The sequence below is a fragment of the Spirosoma pomorum genome (assembly GCF_054776615.1).
The window spans coordinates 483,269-507,680 of record NZ_BAAHBP010000002.1; the positions used below are offsets into that span (position 1 = coordinate 483,269).

The 24,412-nt window shown below is 49.0% G+C and carries 26 protein-coding genes; 13 read left to right on the forward strand and 13 right to left on the reverse strand.

The window, feature by feature from the left end; genetic code table 11:
* The first annotated feature begins 85 nt into the window (after positions 1 to 85).
* Positions 86 to 1,342, forward strand: coding sequence for an isochorismate synthase (locus ACYVAD_RS07835; protein ID WP_461138927.1), 1,257 nt, complete (start codon positions 86 to 88; stop codon positions 1,340 to 1,342).
* Between the two features lie 58 nt (positions 1,343 to 1,400).
* On the opposite strand, the gene ACYVAD_RS07840 is transcribed toward ACYVAD_RS07835, so the two are convergent.
* A complete protein-coding gene (locus ACYVAD_RS07840; RefSeq protein WP_461138928.1) occupies positions 1,401 to 1,565 on the reverse strand; it encodes a hypothetical protein in 165 nt (54 codons plus the stop codon).
* A 73-nt stretch (positions 1,566 to 1,638) separates the two neighbouring features.
* Complete coding sequence (locus ACYVAD_RS07845; RefSeq protein ID WP_461138929.1) at positions 1,639 to 1,890, reverse strand: adhesin; 252 nt, start codon at positions 1,888 to 1,890, stop codon at positions 1,639 to 1,641.
* 177 nt (positions 1,891 to 2,067) lie between these two features.
* On the opposite strand from ACYVAD_RS07845, the gene ACYVAD_RS07850 reads away from it, so the two are divergent.
* Positions 2,068 to 3,126: a glycoside hydrolase family 130 protein gene (locus tag ACYVAD_RS07850; protein ID WP_461138930.1), complete on the forward strand. Its 1,059-nt coding sequence runs from the start codon at positions 2,068 to 2,070 to the stop codon at positions 3,124 to 3,126.
* 4 nt (positions 3,127 to 3,130) lie between these two features.
* On the opposite strand, the gene ACYVAD_RS07855 is transcribed toward ACYVAD_RS07850, so the two are convergent.
* The gene (locus ACYVAD_RS07855; RefSeq protein ID WP_461138931.1) at positions 3,131 to 3,796 is read right to left on the reverse strand and encodes a DUF6624 domain-containing protein; all 666 of its coding nucleotides are present in this window, start codon (positions 3,794 to 3,796) and stop codon (positions 3,131 to 3,133) included.
* Between the two features lie 86 nt (positions 3,797 to 3,882).
* On the opposite strand from ACYVAD_RS07855, the gene ACYVAD_RS07860 reads away from it, so the two are divergent.
* Both ACYVAD_RS07860 and ACYVAD_RS07865 read left to right on the forward strand, forming a co-directional pair.
* Entirely contained in the window at positions 3,883 to 6,873 is a 2,991-nt protein-coding gene (locus ACYVAD_RS07860; protein ID WP_461138983.1) for a S9 family peptidase, read from the forward strand.
* A 120-nt stretch (positions 6,874 to 6,993) separates the two neighbouring features.
* Complete coding sequence (locus ACYVAD_RS07865; protein WP_461138932.1) at positions 6,994 to 8,103, forward strand: hypothetical protein; 1,110 nt, start codon at positions 6,994 to 6,996, stop codon at positions 8,101 to 8,103.
* A gap of 56 nt (positions 8,104 to 8,159) precedes the next feature.
* Here ACYVAD_RS07865 and ACYVAD_RS07870 read toward each other — a convergent pair whose 3' ends face one another.
* Positions 8,160 to 9,371, reverse strand: a complete 1,212-nt coding sequence (locus tag ACYVAD_RS07870; RefSeq protein ID WP_461138933.1) for an alpha/beta hydrolase family protein — start codon at positions 9,369 to 9,371, stop codon at positions 8,160 to 8,162.
* Between the two features lie 432 nt (positions 9,372 to 9,803).
* On the opposite strand from ACYVAD_RS07870, the gene ACYVAD_RS07875 reads away from it, so the two are divergent.
* From ACYVAD_RS07875 to glgX, 5 genes are all read left to right on the forward strand, one after another.
* Positions 9,804 to 10,517 (forward strand): OmpA family protein, encoded by a 714-nt coding sequence (locus tag ACYVAD_RS07875; RefSeq protein WP_461138934.1) that lies wholly within the window; start codon positions 9,804 to 9,806, stop codon positions 10,515 to 10,517.
* A 12-nt stretch (positions 10,518 to 10,529) separates the two neighbouring features.
* Positions 10,530 to 10,742, forward strand: coding sequence for a hypervirulence associated TUDOR domain-containing protein (locus ACYVAD_RS07880; RefSeq protein ID WP_461138935.1), 213 nt, complete (start codon positions 10,530 to 10,532; stop codon positions 10,740 to 10,742).
* Positions 10,743 to 10,748: 6 nt separating this feature from the next.
* Positions 10,749 to 11,099, forward strand: coding sequence for a DUF3140 domain-containing protein (locus ACYVAD_RS07885; protein WP_461138936.1), 351 nt, complete (start codon positions 10,749 to 10,751; stop codon positions 11,097 to 11,099).
* Between the two features lie 144 nt (positions 11,100 to 11,243).
* Positions 11,244 to 11,699, forward strand: a complete 456-nt coding sequence (locus ACYVAD_RS07890; RefSeq protein ID WP_461138937.1) for a ferritin-like domain-containing protein — start codon at positions 11,244 to 11,246, stop codon at positions 11,697 to 11,699.
* A 180-nt stretch (positions 11,700 to 11,879) separates the two neighbouring features.
* Positions 11,880 to 13,997, forward strand: coding sequence for a glycogen debranching protein GlgX (gene glgX, locus ACYVAD_RS07895; RefSeq protein ID WP_461138938.1), 2,118 nt, complete (start codon positions 11,880 to 11,882; stop codon positions 13,995 to 13,997).
* A gap of 59 nt (positions 13,998 to 14,056) precedes the next feature.
* On the opposite strand, the gene ACYVAD_RS07900 is transcribed toward glgX, so the two are convergent.
* From ACYVAD_RS07900 to ACYVAD_RS07925, 6 genes are all read right to left on the reverse strand, one after another.
* Positions 14,057 to 14,782 (reverse strand): DUF3891 family protein, encoded by a 726-nt coding sequence (locus tag ACYVAD_RS07900; protein ID WP_461138939.1) that lies wholly within the window; start codon positions 14,780 to 14,782, stop codon positions 14,057 to 14,059.
* A 72-nt stretch (positions 14,783 to 14,854) separates the two neighbouring features.
* Positions 14,855 to 15,358: a pyridoxamine 5'-phosphate oxidase family protein gene (locus ACYVAD_RS07905; RefSeq protein ID WP_461138940.1), complete on the reverse strand. Its 504-nt coding sequence runs from the start codon at positions 15,356 to 15,358 to the stop codon at positions 14,855 to 14,857.
* Between the two features lie 42 nt (positions 15,359 to 15,400).
* A complete protein-coding gene (locus tag ACYVAD_RS07910) occupies positions 15,401 to 15,649 on the reverse strand; it encodes a hypothetical protein (protein WP_461138941.1) in 249 nt (82 codons plus the stop codon).
* A gap of 197 nt (positions 15,650 to 15,846) precedes the next feature.
* Complete coding sequence (locus ACYVAD_RS07915) at positions 15,847 to 16,017, reverse strand: DUF2188 domain-containing protein (RefSeq protein ID WP_461138942.1); 171 nt, start codon at positions 16,015 to 16,017, stop codon at positions 15,847 to 15,849.
* A 295-nt stretch (positions 16,018 to 16,312) separates the two neighbouring features.
* Positions 16,313 to 17,791, reverse strand: coding sequence for a two-component system sensor histidine kinase NtrB (locus ACYVAD_RS07920; protein ID WP_461138943.1), 1,479 nt, complete (start codon positions 17,789 to 17,791; stop codon positions 16,313 to 16,315).
* Positions 17,792 to 17,877: 86 nt separating this feature from the next.
* Entirely contained in the window at positions 17,878 to 18,297 is a 420-nt protein-coding gene (locus tag ACYVAD_RS07925; RefSeq protein WP_461138944.1) for a response regulator, read from the reverse strand.
* Positions 18,298 to 18,764: 467 nt separating this feature from the next.
* Here ACYVAD_RS07925 and ACYVAD_RS07930 point away from each other — a divergent pair, with 467 nt between their 5' ends.
* The gene (locus tag ACYVAD_RS07930; protein ID WP_461138945.1) at positions 18,765 to 19,409 is read left to right on the forward strand and encodes a porin family protein; all 645 of its coding nucleotides are present in this window, start codon (positions 18,765 to 18,767) and stop codon (positions 19,407 to 19,409) included.
* A gap of 71 nt (positions 19,410 to 19,480) precedes the next feature.
* On the opposite strand, the gene ACYVAD_RS07935 is transcribed toward ACYVAD_RS07930, so the two are convergent.
* Together ACYVAD_RS07935 and ACYVAD_RS07940 are read right to left on the reverse strand one after the other, a co-directional pair.
* Positions 19,481 to 20,950, reverse strand: a complete 1,470-nt coding sequence (locus tag ACYVAD_RS07935) for a sigma-54-dependent transcriptional regulator (RefSeq protein WP_461138946.1) — start codon at positions 20,948 to 20,950, stop codon at positions 19,481 to 19,483.
* A 91-nt stretch (positions 20,951 to 21,041) separates the two neighbouring features.
* Complete coding sequence (locus ACYVAD_RS07940; protein WP_461138947.1) at positions 21,042 to 21,422, reverse strand: response regulator transcription factor; 381 nt, start codon at positions 21,420 to 21,422, stop codon at positions 21,042 to 21,044.
* Positions 21,423 to 21,910: 488 nt separating this feature from the next.
* Here ACYVAD_RS07940 and ACYVAD_RS07945 point away from each other — a divergent pair, with 488 nt between their 5' ends.
* A complete protein-coding gene (locus ACYVAD_RS07945) occupies positions 21,911 to 22,072 on the forward strand; it encodes a lmo0937 family membrane protein (RefSeq protein ID WP_461138948.1) in 162 nt (53 codons plus the stop codon).
* A 188-nt stretch (positions 22,073 to 22,260) separates the two neighbouring features.
* On the opposite strand, the gene ACYVAD_RS07950 is transcribed toward ACYVAD_RS07945, so the two are convergent.
* Positions 22,261 to 23,328, reverse strand: coding sequence for an endonuclease/exonuclease/phosphatase family protein (locus ACYVAD_RS07950; RefSeq protein WP_461138949.1), 1,068 nt, complete (start codon positions 23,326 to 23,328; stop codon positions 22,261 to 22,263).
* Between the two features lie 301 nt (positions 23,329 to 23,629).
* Here ACYVAD_RS07950 and ACYVAD_RS07955 point away from each other — a divergent pair, with 301 nt between their 5' ends.
* Both ACYVAD_RS07955 and ACYVAD_RS07960 read left to right on the forward strand, forming a co-directional pair.
* Positions 23,630 to 23,878, forward strand: coding sequence for a YtxH domain-containing protein (locus tag ACYVAD_RS07955; protein ID WP_461138950.1), 249 nt, complete (start codon positions 23,630 to 23,632; stop codon positions 23,876 to 23,878).
* 33 nt (positions 23,879 to 23,911) lie between these two features.
* The gene (locus ACYVAD_RS07960; protein WP_461138951.1) at positions 23,912 to 24,325 is read left to right on the forward strand and encodes a YtxH domain-containing protein; all 414 of its coding nucleotides are present in this window, start codon (positions 23,912 to 23,914) and stop codon (positions 24,323 to 24,325) included.
* Positions 24,326 to 24,412: the final 87 nt, after the last annotated feature.

Consider the following 24,412-nt stretch of genomic DNA (forward strand, 5'->3'; position numbering starts at 1 on the left):
TGCACGAAAAACGACGATTAAGCGCACAAATTCGGTTAACAAACTGTTATTTCATTGACTGGCTGCAAGGGCCTGGTTTCTGTTTATGCAATCTGATTCTGTTCGTAACTTCGTCAATACGGTCTCTCCAACTGCTGCTTCTCTTTGGGACGCAGCTCAGGCGCTTGGCTATCCAGCGGCCCTCTGGCGGCTACCCAATCAATCTGAAAAGCAGCTTATTATCTCGACCGATGAAATTCTACCCCGCGTCACCGCGGATCTGGAAGAACTACCCGCCGGTTTTGTTTTCAGCCCGTTCGACAACCTGAATTCGGAAACGAGTGCTCCTGCACAAACGCTGTTTTTACGGGCGGATTTGCAGGCCAGTTTCTCCGCAACGGGTATTTCTAACGTAACCATTTCGTCGAATACCCTGGCGGACCAGATCCAGCAGATCGTTCGTCGGCCGCAAAAAGCATCCGACAACGACACTCAGCCGGCTACTGCATTGACCGACCTGACCGATCCCAACGAGCAGAGTCGCTATATCCGGAACGTAACGGACGCCATTGAGGCTATGCAGCGGGGCGAATTTCGCAAGGTCGTTCTGTCAAGGGTCAAACGAGTTCGCTTTGATCAGGCGCCACGGGTCACTTCGCTGTTTGACAAACTTTGTGCCAGGTACCCGACGGCGTTCGTCTCAGCCGTGTACCTGCCGGAAACGGGCCAGGTCTGGCTTAGTGCTACGCCCGAACGACTGGTCAGTGTTGATCAGGATGACATATTCAGGACAGTGTCGCTCGCTGGTACGCAGTCAGCGTTCGAAGCGGATGGCACGCCCAAGCGCCCCTCCGAAGCGATGTGGTCGCAGAAAGAAATTGAGGAACAGGCGCTGGTCAACCGCTACATCATTGAGTGCTTCAAGAAGATCCGGCTGCGGGAATACCTCGAAGAAGGTCCCAAAACGATTATTGCGGGTAATCTGATGCACCTCTGCACGAGCTTTACGGTCGATACCCAGCAAGTGCGCTACCCGCAACTCGGTACGGTTATGTTGCGTCTGCTACACCCTACCTCGGCCGTTTGCGGAATGCCCCGCGACCGGGCATTTGATTTCATCCGGCGGCACGAAGCTCACAATCGTGAGTTTTACGCGGGCTTTCTGGGACCGGTGAATATCAGTCAGCCTGAGCAACATTCAGGGTCAGCCAGTAACTTATTCGTTCACCTGCGCTGCATGAAACTGGAAGGCGACCAGGCAACTCTCTACGCGGGTGCCGGCATTACTGAAGACTCCAACCCAGAACGTGAATGGCAGGAAACAGAAATGAAATGCCAGACGGTACTGGCCGTATTAAACTAAACAGCCGGTCGGCAGCCGAAAACGGTGCCTGACCGGCTGGTCAATTAAATAACCAGTTTTATTCTCTTCCTCCTTCGGCAGGTTCGCTGCTGGCACGTGACCCCTCTTCGGTAGTACGTCCACCATCGGCACTAGCCGCCGACGACTGCGTTTCGCTATCGGGTGCCGTTCCTTCGTTATTGGCGTCGGAGTGTTTTACGATTTCTTCTTCGGGCTCTGTCATTGGTCTGGTTTATTTAGCAACGAGGCCGGGGATTACCCGGCCCGTCAGGTTGGTCTTTCTTTACGCAAGGACCCTAGTAATCGTCATCGTCGTCGAGGTCATCGGCTACGTCCTCGTCCAATTCTTCGCTTAGGTCATCGTCATTGAATTCGTCGTCTTCGATGTCAGCGAGATCATCATCGCCATAACCGCTGGTAGCCCCCGACCCTAACTCGTCGAATTCGGCACCTCCGTCAAAGTCGTCGTCATCGTCATCAAAGGCAGCCGATTCCGGGTCAGGGTTCATCAATAACACGTCTTGGTCGAACGCTGGCACATTAATCATGATAAAAAGAGTCTGTCGTTTTAGAATGGTTTTCCTCTTAACGTCCCAAAGAACTGAAGGTTTATCCATTTGGGCAACTATTTGCAAAAATCATCAGAAACACCCCTGCGGCCCGATTGTTAGTACAATAGTATACGTAAAGCCTTTTTCCCGTTACGACCTGATACTCGCTATTTTATGAAAAACTACCAGCTCCGCCGACTCTCCAACCAGCCGATTTTGCAAACTAGTGATGTTAAACCCGCCATGGATGGTTTTAAGGTATTGGGCGCTTTTAACCCAGCCGCCTGTTGGTTTAACGGAGAGATTTTGCTGCTACTCCGCGTTGCGGAAGCTCCTGTGGCGGAGGCAGGAACAATCCTGGTCCCACTTCTAGAAGAAAAAAACGGCGTCCCTTCCCTCGTCATCAAACGCTTTCCCGAACCCGATGGCGATTATGATCCTCGCATCGTCACGGTTGGGGGGAAGCAATACCTGACGTCGCTCAGCCACCTGCGGCTAGCCCGGAGCCGGGATGGTATTCATTTCGAAATTGATGAGAAACCATTCCTATTTCCAGCCCGAATGGACGAGTCGTACGGTGTAGAAGACGCGCGGATTACGTTCCTGGAGGGTAAATACTGGATTACGTATACCGCCGTGTCGGAGCATGGGCCAGCGGTGGGGCTGGCCGTTACGACCGACTTTGTTACCGTCGAACGGCTGGGTATTATTCTACCGCCCCCCAATAAGGACGTAGCGCTCTTCCCCGAAAAGATAAATGGCAAGTACTGGCTCATGCACCGTCCCATGGTATCGGAAATTGGCAAACCGTCGATCTGGCTGGCTAACTCTACGGATGGTGTTCACTGGGGAAATCATTCCTTTCTGTTTGGTGGCCGGGGACTCACAAACCCAGATTTCGCCTGGGAAGGCAGCAAGATCGGGGGTGGTCCGGAACCGATCTTGACGGATGAAGGCTGGCTGCTCTGCTACCATGGTGCCGATGCCACGCATGCCTACTCGCTGGCGCTGGCCCTGCTGGATCGACATGATCCCACTCGCATACTGGACCGGTCCGAGTCTCCTTTGCTGCAACCCGAATTAATCTGGGAACGCGAAGGCTTCTTCCCAAACGTAGTCTTCTCGAACGGCTGGGTTAAATGGCCGGAAGACAGTCCTCATCCCGGTGCCACCTGGGTCTATTACGGTGCAGCCGACTCTGGCGTAGGACTTGCCGAACTGGTGCAGGCGTAATGATCTACAACTTGTATTTACGTTTGACGGCTTCTACCGTGGTCCGTTCGTACACGGCTTGAAGCCGTTGAGCATTTTCTTCGACTGTCTGTTTGAATCCAGCTTTTTTGCGGAGTGCGTTCACCTTATCATAATCGGCAATCGGCCAGACAAAGCACTGAGACCTGTTTTCGTTACGTAACGAGTAGCAGGCTGCCTGGCTGCCGTAAATCTGCGATTTTTCCTGGTTCATCAGCGAACGGTCGAGCATCATGGCGTAAAGCTGAAATGGGAGTTCGCCCTGCTCGGCCGCTTGTTTGACCTGCGGCAGGTACGTATCGATCTTATCGGAATGCTGGATGATGTAAAAGACCGCTTCATTGGTAGGTTCGCCAACCAGTTTCTTACCAGGATAGCCATACTGCTTCAGGATGGCTTCCGTCCGGGCCAGGTTACTCACGTCTATTTTGCTCTGCTGAGTCCACAACGCGCTCATCAGGTTGCCCTGCCCGACTTTAAGCACAGCCGTCAGACTATCGCGCAACGGTTTCTCTCCGTCAACGCGGCTCATGTATTCCCGATAGCGCTGGTCAAGCGTGTACATGCTATCCAGCTCCGTTTTTAGCGGCTCGTTTACCTGTCCCTGCACGAAAAGAGGAAACCCGAAAAGAAATAGAAAACAGTACTTCATACGGCAAAATACGTCATTCAGCAAAACTAGCCTCCTAAAAACGATCATTTTTAAGTAGTTTCGTCGGTTAGCTAACCTGAAATATGATGAAACGTTACTCAAAGCTGTTGGTTGGGCTTTTTCTAGCCAGCCCGCTCTTTGCCCAGACGCCAAAGCGTCCGCTGACCGCTGCTGATTACGACCGCTGGGAAAGCGTCCGGACGGAGAAAATCTCCAACGACGGCCGCTGGCTCACCTACCAGATTGACCCGCAGGAAGGCGATGGCCGATTGGAACTAGTGCCCGCCGGCCAGAAAGACAATCGCCACAAATCGGTTTTCCCCCGTGGCTACATGGCCCAGTTTACCCCCGACAGTAAATTTCTGGTCATGCGTCTGAAAGCGCCTTACGCCGATACGCGTCAGGCCAGACTCAAGAAGAAAAAATCGGACGACTTACCTAAAGATAGCCTGTTGGTGATGAACCTGGCAACGGGTAAAACCACGCGAATGCCGAACGTCAAATCGTTTGAGCTCGGCAAGGAAGCAGGTTCGTGGCTGGCGGTTGTGCAGGAACCCAAAGGCGAAAAAGAGCGCCCGGCTACTGCGGCTTCTCGCCCTAGTGCTCAATCGAAGGGCGACACATTACCGGCTCTTCCTCCCGTATCAACAACAACCGTTACTACCCGGCGTGGGCCCGTCAAGAAACCGAAAGGTGATGACCTGATCCTGTTCAATATGGCCGATGGTACCCGGAAGATGATCCGTTACGTATCGAACGTAGCGATGTCAGACAACGGCCAGTCGGTTTTCTACAGCCGAGAGTCGGCTAGTGATTCACTGAAAGCCGGGCAGACAGCTATTCCGGGGGTGTTTCTGTTCAACACAACGAATGGGCAGATTACGCTGATTGACACCAATGCTACCCGGAAAATCTATAAAGGACTGGCTGTTGATAAGGCTGGCCAACAGGTCGCCTGGATGGCCTCGGCTGATAGCGCTGGTTCGGAGGTAAAAATCTTCTCCCTGTTCTACAAAAACCTGGCGCCAGTCGTGGCAAAGAAAGGAAAGAAGGGCAGCCCTGCTCCTAGCAACGCTACCAGAACCCTGGTGGATTCGGTCGCGAAGTCGGCCTTACCCAAGGGCTGGACGGTGAACGAGTACCGGGAGCCGGTCTTTACGGCCGATGGCAAGCGGCTATTCTTCTCGACCTCTCCCATCGCGCCGAAATCGGTAAAAGATTCGCTGACGCCCGACGATGAGAAAGTGAAGATGGATGTCTGGAGCTGGACCGATACGCGCCTGCAACCCATGCAGCAACGACGGCTGAAGGAAGAGAAAGAGCGGGGCTATCTGACCGTCTTTGATCTGGGTTCGGATAAGCTTACGTTGCTGGCGAACCGCGAGATTCCAACCGTTAGCTTTGATCCGAAAAACAATACCCGTTACCTCATCGGTATGAGCGATTTACCGTATCAGGTGCAGGCATCCTGGGACCCTGGCCATACGGACCTATACCTGATCGATGCACAGACGGGCGAGAAGAAGCGGATCGCCAACGACGTGATGGCCTCGGATACCAAACTGTCGCCCGGTGGAAAATACGCGTACTGGTTCGACGAACGGGATTCGCTCTGGCGGGCCTGGGATATTACAGCTGGTAAACGGATTGATCTGACCCGGGGTCTTCCCAGCAAATTCTTTGATGAAGAACACGACACGCCGAGTCTGCCCGGCGCTTACGGTTCGGCGGGCTGGACAACCGGCGACCGTTACGTCTGGCTGTATGATCGCTACGACATCTGGCAGATCGATCCGACCGGTCGGGAGAAGCCCCAGACGATCACGGCGGGCTGGGGACGTAAAAACAACGTGCGGTTGCGTCGCGCTGATCTGAACCAGTTTAACCGCGCTGAATTGTTCAGCCGCCTAAACGATGATCCAGCCATCGACCCGGCAACGGAACTCTACCTGACTGGCATCTGGGAAAAAGATAAATCAACCGGGATTCTGAAGAGCAAAAACGCAACGACAGCCACCGAACCCACGGTGATGCAGCACAGCAACCACCGGTATTTTGGGCTGAGCAAAGCCAAGAATGCGTCGACGCTAACGTTCTACAAGGGTAATTTTCAGGAGCCGATTAACATCTTCCTGACCGATACAACGCTGGCCAGCCCAGCTCAACTAACACGCACCAACCCGCAGCAGGATAGCATTCGCTGGGGTAGCGTCGAACTGGTAAGCTGGATGGGTACCAACGGCGTCAAGCTCGAAGGGTTGCTGTACAAACCCGAAGGGTTCGACCGCAGCAAGAAATACCCCATGCTGACGTATTTCTACGAACGAAACGCAGAAACGTTGAATGATTACAAAGCGCCTTCGCCTAGCCGGTCGACGATCAACATTCCGTACTGCGTCTCGAATGGATATCTGGTTTTTGTTCCGGATATCGTGTACACAACCGGCCAGCCAGGCCCCAATGCGTACGACTGTATTGTACCGGGTGTGCTGAGCTTACTCGATCGGGGCTTCGTTGACCGCGATCGGCTCGGTGTTCAAGGACAGAGCTGGGGTGGCTATCAGACGGCTTATTTGGTTACGCGCACTAACCTGTTCCGTGCCGCTATGGCCGGGGCGCCCGTTGCCAACATGACATCGGCATATGGCGGTATCCGCTGGGAAACGGGCATGAGCCGGGCGTTTCAGTACGAAAAAACGCAAAGTCGGATTGGCGGTACGCTCTGGGACAAGCCGATGAACTACATCGAGAACTCGCCCCTCTTCTACGCCAACCGGGTTGAAACGCCCCTGCTAATGATGCATAACGATGCCGATGGCGCGGTACCCTGGTATCAGGGTATTGAATTCTTCTCGGCGTTACGTCGATTGGGCAAACCCGTCTGGATGCTGGTCTACAACGGCGAGGGCCATAACCTCACTAAACGCTATAATGCCAAGGATTTGAGCATTCGCCTGTACCAGTTCTTTGACTACTACCTCAAGGACGCGCCCATGCCAATCTGGATGAAAGATGGCCGTACTGCCGTGGAGAAAGATCGGGGCGAAATGAAATACTACTACCAGGACGGTAAATAAACCAGGGTGATCCGGGCAAAGTAGTTTATTTCATCTTTTACCAATCGTTTTTACTTTTAGCGTCCGCTTCGGTTTTATCGAACCGAAGCGGACGTTTTACATTGCCCCTCATTTTACTCTATGAACAAACGTATTCTCTGCTGGCTAGCTTTTCTGACGCTGGCTGGCTATAGCTGCCGGGTCAGCCAACGCCATACCGGTAACACGCTCCCGACCACTGCTACCATTACCGAAGAAGGCTTTCTGAGTTGCTTTTCTCCGAATACGGTTGCGAGAGACAATTTGCTATGGTGTGAAGTATCAGCCGTGCTGTACGACGGCACAAAACTTTTGTTTGCCAACGATAAGGACGCACCCGCCGATCAGAGTCCGGTCTTTAGCCGTAGTCTTGCTCAGATCGCCGATACGACCCGTCCAGCGTATCTGATGGCCCCTCCGTACGCAGCCGCTCATAAGTACGAAGACTTTGCCCGGACGCCCGACGGACGGTTTGTGCTGCTGGCTACGGCTTTTGACCGGATCAAGCCAGGCAGCACCGACTGGGATGGCTACAACACCATTCTCTACTGGCGTACCGGCGACGAAGCCAATCCGCACGTATTGGCAACGGACGAAGCAGCGACCTCATCGATTAACATTCGGCAGCATCTGGCGAAGGTTTTAGCAAATGATGCGTTTCCGGGTGGTATGCCTTATTTTAAGATAGAAGGACTGGCGGCTACAGAGAATAAGTTGTTTTTCGGTGTGCGGGAAGAAGGTAAGTCATACAGCGACTTTACGCACCGGGCTAAGATCATTAGCGTTTCGTACCGAGTAGAAAAAAAAGGGACCCAGGAACGGATCGTTCTGGGTGACGATTGGACGTTAATCACTGACTTTAACCCGGCTAGCGCTCACCCCGAGCTACCCCAGCCATTGGCGCTTTCCAGTCTCGAATACGATCCCCACCGTCAATGTTTCTGGCTATTAACGTCGCTGGAGGTCAACAAGCAACTGGATGCCTACCTCTGGGTTATCAGGCCAGACGATCTGTACGCTAATAAGCCCTTCACGTTGATCACAGACGCGATGGGCAAACCGCTTCATCTGGGTCATAAAGCCGAAGATCTTACCCCCCTGGATCGGCACCGACTACTGCTTATTCACGATGATGATCGAGTGCAGACGACAGTTGGTAAAGTGACCCGCCAGTCGAATCAGGCAGCTTACTCCATCATAACTATCAAGTAACAACAAAGCCCCGACAGATTGACCTGTCGGGGCTTTGTCTTGTTTGTGAGTGTGGTTTACTGATTCAGCGTACCAAAGAAATTATACGTACCCAGCACGAAGTCAAGAATACCCGTAGCGTGGGTACGTCCGGCCAGCCGATACAGCGCCACGTTAGTGGCACCCCGTTTTTGCATCGCGTCGTACGTATTCTGCGAGTTCTGAAACAGCACCGTTTCGTCTGCATCACCGTGATACAGGCGGGTCGGTGTAGAGGGCTTCCAGTCGTGAATATCATTATCCTGCACAGCCTTCAGAAAATCGGTATCGGTTCCATTGTTGATCGCCTGCTTGAAGCTATCCGTAAACGTCGTATTCAGGCTGACGTTTATGTTGGCGTTAACGCCCTGTGACGCAATTTGTGATGCGTACGGCTCCTTGAAGTAGTATGACATGGGACGATTCAGCCCATAAACACGATTGTACGTTTGGAGTACCCAGACGTACAATCGATTGATGCCTGCAATACCACTCGTCTGCTCATTGACAATCGTACGCATAAACGTAGGTTTGTCATAGGCGCCGGCCCCGCAGCTTGATGCTACCAGGTCGAACTCCCCTTTTGTCTCTTCCTCGATCTTCTTCTGCAGCGCCAGCGTAGCATAACCACCCTCCGAATATCCAGCGAGGAATAGACGTTTATTCCAGCTAACGTTACTAGCGGTATTGTCACTCAGAAAGTTTCGGGCAGCCCGCAACATATCAAGCGAAGCTGTTGCCAGACCGTTACGTTGCTCGTACGTGTGTGGCAGATCTTTCGATGATCCATACCCAATATAATCGGGCGCAACGATGATGTAACCCTGAGAGGCAAATACGGAGCCAAACGTAGTGACTTCACTGCTCGACTGGAAATAGGACGGGGCATCGCTGTCGCTTAAAATAGTACCGTGCTGCATACTCATTATCGGTACCGATGCCGTACCATTCTCAGGTGCAGGCACAATCATGACCCCCGAAGCCGTTACGGACTTCCCGTCCGTATTGGTTGTCGTGTATTCCAGTTTGTAAACTTTAATTCCGTGGCGGATAAAAAACTGGAGAGCTGACAGCACCCCAGTGTAATTGCTGCGTAATTGAGCAACGGTGTACTGAGCGATAGGTGTACTACTGATTAACGTTCGAGCTGGTACTACTTCTTCAGGTTGTGTTACTTCATCTACCCGGCAGCTGCTTTGCGTAAACAGCAGAAAGCCGCTGACCAGCAGCAGCATATTTGTTAATTTCATAGAAGTTCTTTGAGAGCTTTGGATAAAGTATCAATGCTCTCATAAAACGCAGAATTGAGCTATTTCGTTTGTTTAGTAACCATTTGTTTACAAAACAAGTACGGAGACAACTTGCTAATAATCAGAAGATTGGTTCATAAAAATTTAGTCGGCACTTATTCATACATATATTTCTTGTCCCCTCTTCGCTTCCGCATCTTGACAGAGAATGTAGAAGCTATTCTACAAGAAAAAGGTATCCATTCCCCGACAAGTCTATAAACTGAGTTCGCTAATAGCGATTCACATTGAGCAACAGCAAATTAATAGCCTATTGATAAGAATCTAACAATCTGCCAGTTAGGTACGCAAGTACTGTAGACGCTGAGTATAAGCATTATATTCTGGTACAGCATTTGGGCTCAATATGGCTATACCAAACACTCACGAACAATGAATAACAAACTAAAAAGTACCGGGACTAAGTCACTTGCGATTCTGATGACCGCCAGTGTTCTTACCGCGGGCACAATGACGAGTTGTAAAAACTCAGGGGGTAATCTGAATAAGACGCAAAAAGGTGCCGCTGTAGGTGGCGGTGGTGGTGCATTGGTAGGCGGTATCATTGGTCGGAAGACAGGGAACACAGCATTAGGGGCTATCATTGGCGCTACTGTTGGCGGAGCCGGTGGCGCAATTATCGGCCGTCGGATGGATAAGCAGGCTGAAGAAATGAAACGTAGCATGCCTAACGCGGAAATTGAACGTGTTGGCGAGGGAATCAAAATCACCTTCGGATCTGATATCCTGTTCGACGTAAATTCTGCTGAGTTGAAACCCGCTACTAAGCGCCAACTAACGGAATTTGCTCAGACACTCAATAAGTACCAAGATACTGACATCGTTATTGAAGGCCATGCGGACGCTACCGGGCCTGATGACTTGAACCAGCGTCTGTCCGAACGCCGGGCCGATGCCGTAGGACGTTACCTGGAAGATCAGGGCGTTAAGACGTCCCGTGTGAAAGAAAAAGGGTACGGGGAAACACAACCAATTGCTGATAACTCAACGGAGGCAGGCCGTCAGAAAAACCGGCGCGTCGATATTGCTGTGTTCGCCAACAAGCAGCTGCAACGTGACGCCAAAGATGGTAAACTAGATAATTAAGCCAATCAGATTATGACAACCATCAAAAAAGGTGACGACGTAACGTGGAAGTACGGCAAAGGCCAGGCCGAAGGTATTGTTACCGAAGTTCACAAGGAAGACGTCGAGAAAGTCATAAAAGGCAAGAAAATCAAGCGTAAGGGTTCCGAAGAGGAACCCGCGCTTGTCATCGAACAAGATGATGCCAAAGTAGTTAAATCGGCAAGTGAAGTAGACAAAAAATAATTAGTTATGGCTGCAAGTACACTGGACGACCAGGACAAAAAAGAAGTTCGTCAGGAGTTCGATAAGCTGGTGAACATGACGCTTGCTGCTATTGAGAAATGGCTTGACACAGACGAGTCGAAATCAGTCGGTCAGAAGAAAGGTGGGGATGATGAGTCAATGGGGCACAAGTCCGGTGAAAAGATCATCGACATCAAAAAAAAGAAAGCCGACGATCTGACAGATGATGACTATGCACACATGCGAAAAGTTATTAGCTACATCAAGCGCCACAGTGCTCAGGAGCCGAAGCATCCAGAGAAGTCCAACTGGGAATTCTCGCTAAAAAACTGGGGCCACGACCCCTCTAAGTCATAGATAGACAGGTAACGGACTACGGTCTCTACCGGCGCATAAATTTGTTAGCTTTTCTAAAACACGGACGCTAACTTTCTGATTTACTCAATAGACTAGGAAGATTAACTTTTCTTACTCAATACAAAAACCAAACGGAAAAACGTTATGAATGTTAAGGAAACAAGAGGTGAAATCCTCGATCAGCTGAACAAACTCCTGACCCGCAGCCACGACGCAGAAGAAGGTTATAAAGAAGCGGCCGACAAAACGAAAGACGGTGAACTGAAAGAAACTTTCCTTCAGCAGTCTCGTCAACGTGGTGAGTTTGCCATGGAATTAGACCGGGAAATTCGCGCTCTAGGTGCCGAGCCAGATAACAGCACAAGCATTGCAGCCGACCTGCACCGGGCCTGGATTAGTATTAAATCAGCATTTGCGTCAGATGACGATAAAGCAACTGTAGAAGAGTGTAAACGTGGTGACCAGGAAGCCCTGGAGAACTACAACTCGGTTCTACAAGAAACGGACTTAGTAGCCAGCACACGCGAGTTGCTGCTACGCCAGAAGCAGAGCATTGAGTCGGCACATACCGCTATGTCTCGCTTGGCCTTGGTAGTGTAGTGAATGGTGGGATTGGAAAGCCTGCCCCCACTGGGGGTAGGCTTTTTTGTTCATAGTCTACCTGCCCTATTGGAGTGAAACTACTCATATACTCTTCACTGAAAACATTCCGATTCTACTACCGGTTAGTTTACTGGGTTTTGTTAACCTAACAATCATTCTATTTCAGTATTCTACGTTATGAGTAATGCTCCTCAGACTTCCGCCCCTTCGGAGTCTTATCAAACACGCATAGGTAAACCCTATCCGCGTGGTGCCTCCTTCGATGGAGAAGGAACCAATTTTGCCGTCTTCAGTGAATCTGCAACGGCTGTCTATGTCTGTTTATACGATTCAGCCGATCCAACGAAGGAAGTAGCCCGAATTCCAATGACCGAGCGGACGGACTTCGTTTGGCACATCTTTGTGGAAGGTCTCCAGCCGGGTCAGTTGTATGGGTACCGGGTTGATGGTCCTTACGACCCAAAGAATGGTCAGTTCTTCAACGTAAACAAACTATTGCTGGATCCGTACGCACGGGCCATCAATAAGCCGTTGACGCACGACGATTCCCGGTTGGCATACGACTATAAAAATCCTGCTGACGACCGTTATCTCGTCATGAGTGCTGAAGACAGTGGTCCCCAGATGGCGAAAGGCGTTATTATTGATGATTCTGCTTTCGATTGGGAAGACGATAAACGGCCGGACATTCCTTTGCATCGCACCATCGTTTACGAAATGCACGTAAAGGGTTTTACGTACCTCCACCCTACCATCGACGAAAAGATTCGGGGAACGTACGCGGGTCTGGCTTCCCCCGAAAGCATTGATTACCTGAAGAAACTAGGTATCACGGCCGTTGAACTGCTGCCGATTCACCAGTTCACCGATGAGAGCTATTGGGGGTACAACAGCATCGGCTTCTTTGCTCCACAGAATACCTATTCGTCGTCAGGTATGGCGGGCGAGCAGGTAACGGAGTTCAAGAACATGGTTAAAGAGCTACACAAAGCTGGTCTCGAAGTTATTCTGGATGTGGTATACAACCACACGGCCGAAGGCAACCAGATGGGACCCATGCTCTCATTCCGGGGTATCGACAACCGGGCATATTATCACCAAGTTAGCGACAGTCCAGAGCATTACATGGACTACACCGGAACAGGTAACACGTTCAACTTAAGTCACCCACGGGCGCTGCAAGTAGTGATGGATAGTCTTCGCTACTGGGTAACCGAAATGCACGTTGATGGCTTCCGGTTTGATCTGGCTTCGGCGCTGGTACGTACCGACGAAGAAGCAGGTAACGTGTCGTCGTTTCTGGATGCGGTAGCGCAGGACCCAATCCTGGCCCCGATCAAGCTGATCGCTGAACCCTGGGATATTCAGTCGTACCAAGTGGGTGGTTTCCCTGCTCGCTGGTCTGAATGGAACGGCAAATACCGCGATGCACTCCGTGGTTTCTGGAAAAGCGATGAAGGAAAAGCGAACGAAACAGCTTTACGGTTGTTAGGCAGCCCTGACCTCTACGCCGATGATGGCCGTTCACCCGCCAACAGCGTCAATTTCATCACAGCTCACGATGGTTTTACGTTGAACGATCTGGTTAGCTACAACGAAAAGCACAACGAAGCGAATGGTGAAGATAACAAAGACGGTTCGAACGACAATATGAGCTGGAACTGTGGCGCAGAAGGCGAAACAGACGATCCAGAAATCAACGAACTACGCGAGAAGCAGAAACGTAATTTCCTGACTACGCTGCTACTCAGCCAAGGAACGCCAATGATTGTCATGGGCGATGAATGTGGTCGTACGCAGGGTGGCAATAACAACGGTTATAACCAGGATAGCGAAATCAGCTGGATGAAATGGGACTGGAACGATAAGCAACAGGCTCTTTTCGATTTCACCAGCAAACTAACGGCATTACGCCAGGAACTTCCTATTCTGAGCCGTCGCAAGTTCTTTGGGACCGATCAGATTGCCTTCCTTCGGCCTGATGGGCACCATATGACAGACGGCGATTTGAACAATGGCAACACACACTGTCTGGCCCTGCTCATCGACGGCAAGAAGGTAGATGAGCAAACGGAAGATGGTCATGGTATTGGTGACGATCAGTTGCTCTGGATCCTGAATGCATACTGGGGAGATATTGACTTTTCACTGCCCAAGATGCACAAGAAGAATGCGAAGTGGGAAGTTGTAGTCAATACAGCCGAAAACACGGTTCACGCCGATCAGGAACCAGCAAAAGCCGCTGAGCCATTCTCAGTACCGGCTCGGTCGTCAATTCTGTTACGTCTTCGCTAGGTAATTGGTGAATAACAAACAAAAACGGGAGCCTCAAATGGGTCTCCCGTTTTTGTTTGTTATTTCTTAAAAAGCCATTCTTTACGCTCAATGGGCGCTTGCTGGATGACCCGGTAGAGTTCAGCATCATTCGCAAAAATGACCTGGGTTAGCTCAGCTGCTTCAACGTGTACACTGAATTCATCTACGTCGAACGGCCACGGGTCAACCACTAACGACTCATCAGTACGTTGCGACAGAAAGTAAGCCACCTTGTCAGGACCTTGACTGATTTCCAGTCTACGTGATTCGGGCGGAATTTGATGCAGGCAAAGAATCAAAGACAGCGCATCGCACCACTGCACGAAATCGTACGCGTACTGCACTTCAGCTTTGGACGCTTTATACAGTTTACGCCAAGCCTGCTGATTCGTAACCTGCTGATCCAGAAATCCGTCCAGAGCCGGGTCGACTCCTCGTTTATCTTCGTACAAAAATGACGTATGCATCGACAGCATCAGTGCATTCCATCGACTTTTCTCCAGTCCGATCTCGATCAACCGTCGACACTGGGCTACCGAGTACTCAAGGATCTGAAAAGGCAAGGGGGTTCCGACAGTAGTCAAGTGGTTTCGGTCTGTCCAGGAGTCCTGCCCATCGTCATGTTCGGTAAGGGCAACCAAGGTTTCAATCCAATGAACGGGTCGCTTGTCCTGCTGCCAGTGTTGAGCAATCTGAACCGCCAATAAACCATGTGCTTGTTGGTGAATCACTTCCCAACCGGTATTTGTCTGTGTTACAATCATAGCTATTGGCCCATAAAAAGAGGGTAGCCAGCCTCAAACGCTAGCTACCCTCTCCTATCGGTTCTTTATCTTTTAGTTGTAAACTTTCTTGTTCTCGCCCATATCTGGCGTCGTGTCTGTCAGCACGGCTTTAGCCTGTTCAAAAAACCGGACCATTTTGCTCGAACTGGAGTTCCAGTATTCGGCCATATCAGTATGGACTTTCAGCAAAATCAATTCTGGATCATCTTTACCATCTGGAAACCAAGCCTTCACCTGTGCATCCCATAGTTCATCGATTTTAGCCTTGTCGTAAACTTCCGTGGCCGTACCTGATATTGACACGTAGTCAGCATCGCCCACATCGGCAAACGACAGATTGACCCGGCTTTCGTTATGATCTATTTGCTCTACTTTCGGTGAGGTGCGTTTGGTGAAAAACCAGAGCGTCCCATCTTCATCAATCTGCATCGTTGCCATAGGTCGACTGACCAGGTTTCCCTGTTCGTCAACCGTTGTCATCATTGCTACCCGAATGTCTTTGACCATGTCTCTGACTTTCGTTAGTTGGTCGTTTTTTTGTGCTTTGGCTTCCATCTCGTTGAGTTGATTTATGTTTTCGCCAGACAAACCAGCTTGTTAGTATCGCATTGGTTCGTTCATCTCTACTCCATAAAACACGTTAACCGGAACCTTGTTCGGTAATTGATCCGATACGCGAGGAACGTTGATGATCGACAAGCAGCTTTGTATGGCTTCAAGGCAAGCTTTTTCGGCTAGTTCTTTGCCGGCTTGCTGGGGAGGTAGTTGTAGGAGACAGCTCTCACAGACGTGAATGCAGTTTTTTGCTAGCGACTGCACCTTATCGGCTCCACGTAAGTAAAGCATAGCCACCTGGCGGCAAATGCTGGCACAATCCAGATGCAACAATATTCTCTGGTATTGACTTTCATTGCGGTCCGTACCCGAACACTCAGCAGCGACCGCTTCACAGCGAACTGCGCAACGTACTAATGATCGGTAAATATCTTTTTCCAAACTCGTAGAAATTAAATTCGTAAGACGGACGTCGTAGCGCTGGTGCACTAGACGTACGTAGGTACACCGACATTATCTGCTGTACGCAACCGGGCCCATCGACGTGCTTCTTCAACGCTCATTGTAATGACACGTTGCTTATCGGCATATCCCTGTTCGAGCATCTGATTTGCAATTTCGATCGCTTTGGCTCGGATACTGGGGTTCAGAGAGCGCATAGCAGCAGGAAAGTGAGTAGGTGTCCACATACAATTCATCGTTTACGCAATTTGTATTGCTGATATTATGCCAGTTCTTTTTACGGGTCATAATCACCTACCTACTACCTCATTATACACCTATAAATCAAGCTATTACTAAATAGACAAGAACAGGTAACCCCGAGCAAGCTAGATCATCCCGATAGAGTATTCGTAGAAAATAAGACCGCACTGTAGATAAATTTCTACAGTGCGGTCCACAAAAAAGCCAGCCTATACTAAGCTGACTTTCTATACGTTACTTTGTGTTTAGCTATTGCGGGAAGAACAGCTTGAATGTGGTTCCTTCCCCGAGTTCACTTTCTACGTCGATCGATCCTTTGTGGCTATTGATGATGTTCTGGGTAGCGGTCAATCCTAAGCCCATTCCACCAGATTTGCCAGTGAAGAAGGGGTCAAACAAGCGCTGCCGATCCGATTCGCTGATCCCTCCACCATTGTCGCTTACTTCTACGCAGACCCGACTGTCGTCGGTACGGTACGTCCGTACTTTTAAAACGCCTTGGCCTTCTTTCATCGCTTCAACCGCGTTAACCAGAATGTTCAACAAAGCCGTTTTCACTTGGTCGCTGTCAATCATTCCCTGACAGTCTTCCTGCGTGAAGTTGGTTTCGATACGCATCCGCTTCAGCTTGATTCGATCGTTTACCAGCTGCAACGTCGATTTCACGACGGCGTTGAAGTCCTGTTTTTTCCGATCCAGTTCACGCGGCTTTGACGAGTTGAGCATTTCAGTGATCAACTGTCCGATTCGGTCGACGTTACGACCAATGATGTTCGTGTACATGGTAATGTACTCATCATCGGTATTAAGCTCGTCCTTTAACTGTTCGAGCGCCAGGCTTAGGTTCGTTAACGGATTCCGCACCTCGTGGGCAATACTACGGGCAATCTTACCCGTCATAGTCAGCTTCTCAGCCAGAATCAGGTCCTGCTGCGCTCGTTTCTGCTCGGTAATATCCCGTACAATGCCCTGGTACCATTCAGGCTGGCCGATGACATCTTCCACAGCCCATATGGATAACAAACAAATACGTTTCCGACCGTTTTTATGAATAAGGGTCGTTTCAAAATCCTTGATTTGCCCGTGTTCACTCACGTTGAACCGCAACGCCCGCAAGTGATTCAGATTGGTAAACAACCGCGCCGGATTCAGTGCCTCCAGTTCTTCTCGGCTGTAGCCCAATAGTTTCTCAACCGCCGGGTTAGCATCCTGAAAGTGTAGTTCTTTGGAGGCTACAAAAATGGCATCCATCGACCGTTCGAACAGAGCGCGGTACTTATTTTCCTGGCTTGCCATTTCCGCCAGAACGCTGGCCTGACGTAACGCATACCGAATGCTACGTCCCAGCAGCTGCGCATCGATACGTCCCTTCACCAGGTAATCAGCCGCACCAAGTTCCAGTGCCGACTGGTCGACGGTCAGGTCATCCTGTCCAGTTAGTAGGATCATAGGGGCCCGGCAGCCAAGTTGCTGAGCTGCCTGGATCAGATCAATACCCGTATGATGTCCCAGCCGATAATCGACCAGATAGACATCATGTTCGTTAGCTTCAAGCTCTTTTAAGGCTCCCTCGTAGCTATCAATCCAGTTTAACTTGATATTGGCATTCTCCCGAGCTGAGACCAGCGCTCGGGTAAGCATATAATCATCTTCGTCGTCTTCGACCAGTAATACTCGAATACTTGATTTTTTATCGGTAACGTCAAGCGGTGCTGCCACAGGAATCATAACTAGTGAGTGTTAACAAACAGGATCGAAATCTGATCGCAGTCGTGAACGTGTGATCATTGCAATCCTTATTGACTATCAACGAATTAAGGTAACTTAACGGTATCTATCCAGTAAGTTTTCAGTGAGCCGACGATCTCGACCAAGCGATTAAAATTAAACGGTTTCGTAACGAATGAATTGACACCCAGATTGTATGTCTTTATTACATCGTCATCAGCTGATGAGGTGGTCATCACTATAACTGGAAGACGACGCAGGGCGAGATCGTCCTTGATTTCCCGTAGAACCTGAAATCCATTTTTACGGGGCATATTCAAGTCCAGGATAACCAGATCAGGCCAGGGGGCATTGCTTTCATCGAATTCCTCTCTTCTGCGCAAATAATCCATTAAGTACTCACCGTCCTCAACAAACTGAATATGCTGCGTATAGCCACACTGTCTGAGCGCCTGTTCCATAAACAGCCGGTCGTCCATGTCATCATCAGCAATCAAAATTGTCATTGGCTTTGGTCTACGGTTTATACCTGGGACAAAGAAAAGGAATTATTGCCTGCAAGGAGTTTTTCAACCACATACTATTACGTAAGTATTGAGGTATACAGGTTAAATCCGATTGAATGGACTCTATCTGTCAAAGTACGTATTAGTCGCAAAAGCAAGCAATTATTGTTCTGAGATCGCTCCTATTCTATGCAAAACCTCAACACTTGGTACTGCTACTGGATCTTTGTTTTCCGCATTCTACTTTATCTCAGCGAATGACCCACTTTCTTCTACACAATGGGGAATTAATTACGCACCTTTCCGAAATCCTATCTGTCTACCATCTGCCTATTAAAATCCATAAATTGGTATAATACAAGCTTATAGCCCCATTCCAAGCGATTGAGCTATGTTTGGCATGAAATTAACACATGCCGCTAACACAATTATTATTTTTTTACGACATACTACATCTTGGTAACGCTATGAAAAAGTCAATTGGCACTCTGCTCACCGCTGCGCTTCTCACTGCCGGTGCTTTTATCCTGAATCCGTCCGATACGCTTGCACAAGGCCGTACTCGCGTAGGGATCAAAGGCGGTCTGAACGCAAGTTCTATGTTCTACGATAGCCCAAATGCGAGCAATAAAAACGAACGTATCGGTTTTCACGTAGGTGTTTTCGCACAGGCTCCTTTGGGCGAGTTCTTCGCCATTCAGCCCGAGCTCCTGTACACAACTAAAGGTGCATCTGCTGATTATAATCTGGTGGGTGCTCGGGGTCGGAATACGTTCCAACTCAACTATGCCGAACTTCCGGTTTTAGCTACGTTTAAACTAGGTCAGGCGGTTGAATTACAGGCAGGGCCTTACGCATCTTACCTTTTGAACTCGAATCTGAACTCAAACGGCGATTTCGGTACCGGATCATCCTCGATTAACCGCGATAATTTCAATAAAGTTGATTACGGTCTGGCTGGTGGTTTGAACCTTTACCTGGGGCAGTTCCTGATCGGTGCTCGCTACAGCCAGGGTCTGCAGAATATTGCAAACAGCGGTACCGCAAGACTGCTGCTTAACAATGCGAAAAACAGCGTGGGTATGCTCTCAATCGGGTATAGCTTCAACTGATAATGGTAAAAAGCAAAGAAGCCGGATCTGTAACAGATCCGGCTTCTTTGCTTTTTAGTAGTGGCAAACATCTATAGATGAATGTCGTATGCTTTCAACTTGTTATAAAGCGTTTTTCGGTCAATATTGAGTACTTCAGCAGCCTTAGTTTTGTTGTAGCCTGTCTTCTCAAGTACTTTCAGGATAGCGGCCCGTTCGGCATTCTCGGATACCGACTTCAAATTGGCAGCCGACTGCGAAATAACCGGTACTCCCGGCCGGATAGTGTCAAAGCTTATCTGCGCGTTGCCAACCGATGTTTCCTCATTAGACAAGTACTGTGGCGTGATGATTTCATGAGGCAATACATCAACCTCCACGTAATCCCCCTGCGTCAGCAGCACTGACCGCTTGACAACGTTTTGCAACTCGCGCAGGTTACCATGCCAGTAATAGTCTTTCATTTTTTCCTTCGCTTCATCGCTGAAGCCCAGAACTGACTTTTCAAGCTGGTTGTTGGCAATCTCCAGAAAATGTTCGGCGAAAAGCATGATGTCAGCCCGACGCTCACGAAGGGGCGACAAGTGAATCTCGAACTCGTTGATGCGGTGATAAATATCCTCTCGGAATCGGCCCTGACGCACTGCTTCGCGCAGGTCTTCATTAGTAGCGACAATAATTCGTACGTCGACAGCAATATCCTGGTTGCTACCAATCCGACGAATTTTACGTTCCTGAAGTACCCGTAACAGTTTGATCTGGTTGTCGTACGATAGATTCCCGATTTCATCGAGAAACAACGTACCACCGTTCGCAAATTCGAAGCTACCCGCTTTGTCGGCCATAGCCCCCGTAAAGGCTCCTTTTACGTGGCCAAACAATTCACTACCAGCAAGCTCTTTGCTGAGTGCACCGCAGTCGATAGCCACAAATGACTTATCGGCACGTTTACTCTTCAGGTGAATCGCGTTGGCGACAAATTCCTTTCCTGTACCGGTTTCACCTGTGATGATGACCGACATATCGGTCGGGGCAATCAGTTCAATATGTTTTTGAAGCTGTTCAGCGGCCCGGCTCTTGCCGAAGATAAATCGTTTGCCATTCGGAGCCAGGCTCGTCTTGGAAGAACTTGGCTTGACAGCCGCTGTTTTGATAGGAGCATCGTCGTCTTCGACTGCTTCGTTCTTCTTCAGCGAAGACGCGCGTCGTTCGAGTGCAGCCTTAATGGTGTAAAGGATTTCGTCGGGATAAAGCGGTTTGGTAACGTAATCGTAAGCACCGTGTTTAACCGTTTGAACGGCGATCCGGACGTCTGAGTAGCCAGTAATAATAATAACCGCCGTACTGGGATTCATCACCTTTATCCGGCGAAGCATTTCCAGTCCGTCAATGTCAGGAAGTTTAAAATCACAGATTACTAATTCAAACGACTCCTTGCGCAACAACGCCAGACCGTCTTCGCCCCGTTGTACGGACGCGGTCTTGTAGTTCTGCTTGCTGAGGAAGCGTTCCAGCAGCGTGCAGATATCGTTGTTATCATCGACAATGAGTATTTTTTCCATGTATGAGTACGTACAGCTTATAAAGACAACCCAGGCCCAACAAGCATTAAAATGGTGGCAAAGATTGATTAAGCCGTGTTAACAAAGTTACTCAAACCTGGATGCTTTCCAAAGCTGTTTCGACGGAGCGCCGGGTGAACGGTTTTCCGATAAAATAGTCAGCACCCTGATCCGTTGCCCGTTTACGTTCGGCTTGTCCATCGAACGCGCTGATCATAATTATTTTGATTTTCGACTGGGCTTCCCGAATCATAGGAAGCAGGTCGAAACCTAATCCGTCAGGCAGATTTAGATCCAGAAATACAGCATCAAATTGCTGCGTAGTCAGACACTTACGCCCTTCTTCGATAAAATGCGCACACGTTGGCTGGTAACCCAGCCGGCGCAGTAATCCCGATAACAACAAGCATATATCTGTTTCGTCGTCTATAACTAAAATACGTTTTGTGCCCGTTGAGGTGATTGTATTCATTGCGGTCGGTCTGAACTGTTGGTCCGCATTAACTCTCGTCGTAGTACTCACCACAGTAATTCTAATTTCGTGTTTCTCCCAATTAGTAATACCTATATAAAATATGATGCCGAAACTACAGCGTCTACACCCCTGATAATGCTTTTGCTAGTTAAACATCGGGTAATAAGCAATTTGTCAATTCAATTCCATGTCAACGTTCTAACGACGTAATTTCTGAAGGGCGTTTATTGGTAGCGTGAGCTGCGTCATTTCTCCACAATATTTCTACAGTTGTGGAACAATATCCACAACTCCGTTCTTTCTTACCTACCCTGTTTCGGGTATGTAATCTTTGCTACTACCAATTTTTAGCGCTCATTTACAAGTGTATAGCCCGAATAAAGTCTATCAGATAAGTGTACTCCAGCAGTCTGGCACATCTTTTTCTATAGGAAAGACAATTGCGAGATAGTTCAGCTCTGATTTACTCAAATTGAAGAAACGTTATGGGAAACCTACTTTACACAATAGCGGTCATTTTGATTATCATATGGCTACTAGGCTTTCTTGGATTCAATAGCTTTGGATTAGGTAATCTAATCCACGTGTTGCTAGTTATCGCGATTATCGCGGTGGTCCTCCGGTTGATCCAGGGACGAGGTATTTGAGGTAGGTAGTACCAGTGAAGATATTTCGGCGGTTTCTGACCCCTTGCCAGACAGCATCTTACTAGCTTTGGCAATCTAATTTTAGGTTAAGTACAAGTTACGGTGGGTACGGAATCCCTGAGCCAGTTTGAGCACAGGGATTTTTTGTTTCCTATCAATTAAGAAGGTGATGTGACGCAACGATTGCGTCACATCACCTTCTTAATTGTTGCCTGCGTTTCCTCCAGGTCGTCGCCTTCCGGTTCCGGTGTTTCGACAAACGCGCTGTCTTCTACGTACTCAAACGTAACAAGAATCGGGAAATGGTCAGACCCACAGTTTGGCAATCGGCGCATCGCCTGCAACTGAAAATGTTCCGATACGAATACGTGGTCAAGGGGCCAGCGTAAAAAGAAGTATTTGGCGTGAAACGTACTGAATAGTCCTCGGCCGATACGTGGGTCAAGTAAGCCACTAACCCGCTGGAACAGGCGCGTGGAGTGGGACCAAGCCACATCATTTAAATCTCCCGCTACAATCGTAGGTTCGTCAGTTTTACGTGCTTCTTTTCCAACCATCAGTAACTCGGCATCACGTTCTGTAGATCGGTAGTGCTCCGTCGGCGTGGGCGGCATAGGGTGAAGCCCGTAGAAGCGAAACCGTTGCCCTGATCGCAATTGAATGCAGGCGCGAATGGAAGGAATATCATCCTGTACTAAATACCGAATTTCCTGATCCTGGAGCGGAAGCCGGGAATAGAACAACATTCCATAGGTGTTTTCCAGCGGTTCCAGCACCCGATACGGGTAGCTTTCCTCCAACGGCTGCATGGCTTTTTGCCAGGTTTTGTTGGTTTCCAGCATTAAGACCAGGTCGGGTTGATATTTTTCGACAAGCTTTAATACGTCCGGGGTATGGGTATTCTCCATATATACATTGGTAACCATCAACCGGAGAGTGTTTTTTTTGACTTCGGTCTGTCCCGCCAGTTTAGGAGCAGTCTTAACGGCTTTCTGGTGCAGAGGGGTATAGGGATATATCAGCCACGCCTGGTAACCGAAAGCCGCCAGTAAACCTGCAGGTGCCAGCCACAAGGGCCATTCGACGGGCATTCCTGTTGCCCACCAACCTAACAAACCTATTGTAGTCAGCAGGGTCAATTGCAGATGCGGGAAATCCCATATTCTGATCCACCAATAGTCGATACGAAGGAGGTTTATAAAGGAAGCGGTAATAACAATGATGGAATAAATTAACAAAATAGTGGTAACCGTCATTGATTAGATGTGTAGTGCGGCCGAATTTGGCAACTTTTTTCTTAACCAATCACAGTCGTAGTTAGTTAATAAAAAACAGTCGTACAACTGTCTAAATGCCGTTTCTCGGGGAAAAGCTGGCCATTGTTGGGGAAGAAACTCCTCAAACAATAAATCTGGATCCAAATGATCGCAATTCATTTACCCCTTGATAAACAATCATTTAACTCGGACTACTTGATTGTGGTACGGAATTTTCAGAATCGAAAACAAATTTCTATTGCTCACTAACTAGTTAATCACTCACTAAATTTAAGAAATCATGAAATCACTACCCGGAATTCTAGTAGGTCTTGCTGTTGGTGCTGTTGTTGGTGTATTGCTGGCTCCTTCGAGCGGTAAGAAAACCCGGAAACGCATCACGTCGGAAACAGATTCGTTCTTCAAAGACCTGCAGGATCAACTTCAGTCAGGACTTGATAATATCAAAAGTCAGTACAACGACTACGTTGATGCTGCCAGCTCGAAGACTGAAGATCTGATCAGTCAGGCAAAAAAGAAAGTTAATTAATCATCCATCGATTTCCCCAAAACACTCCTACTGATGAGAAGCACAAGAGATTTTCTGACAGGTATTATTACCGGCGTTGTTATCGGCCTTCTAACGGCCCCTCGTAGTGGTAAAGAGACACGCGAGAAACTGAAAGAAGAAACAAACAAGCGTAGCGAAGACTTGAAAGAGCAATGGGAAAAAGGAGTAGCCCAGGCGAAAGAAGGATTCGAGCAGGCAAAAACGCAGGTAAATCAATATGCTGACAAAGCTAAAGAACAGGCTTCTCAGTATGCCGAAAAAGCTAAAGACCAATACGGTCAGCTGAAGGATCAGGCGAACTCGGCTTACAACAGCGCCCTTGACAAGAAGGACGATGTAAAAAGCGAATACAACGCGAAAGTGGATGAACTGGCTGACGACGCGAAGCAAGGAATTGACAACTCGCGAGACACGTTTAAAGCATAAATAACCGGTCAGATCCTTTTATCTGACCTGATCTAAAAGAAGCGAGCTTCTCTACGTCCTGTAGAGAAGCTCGCTTCTTTTGTGTCC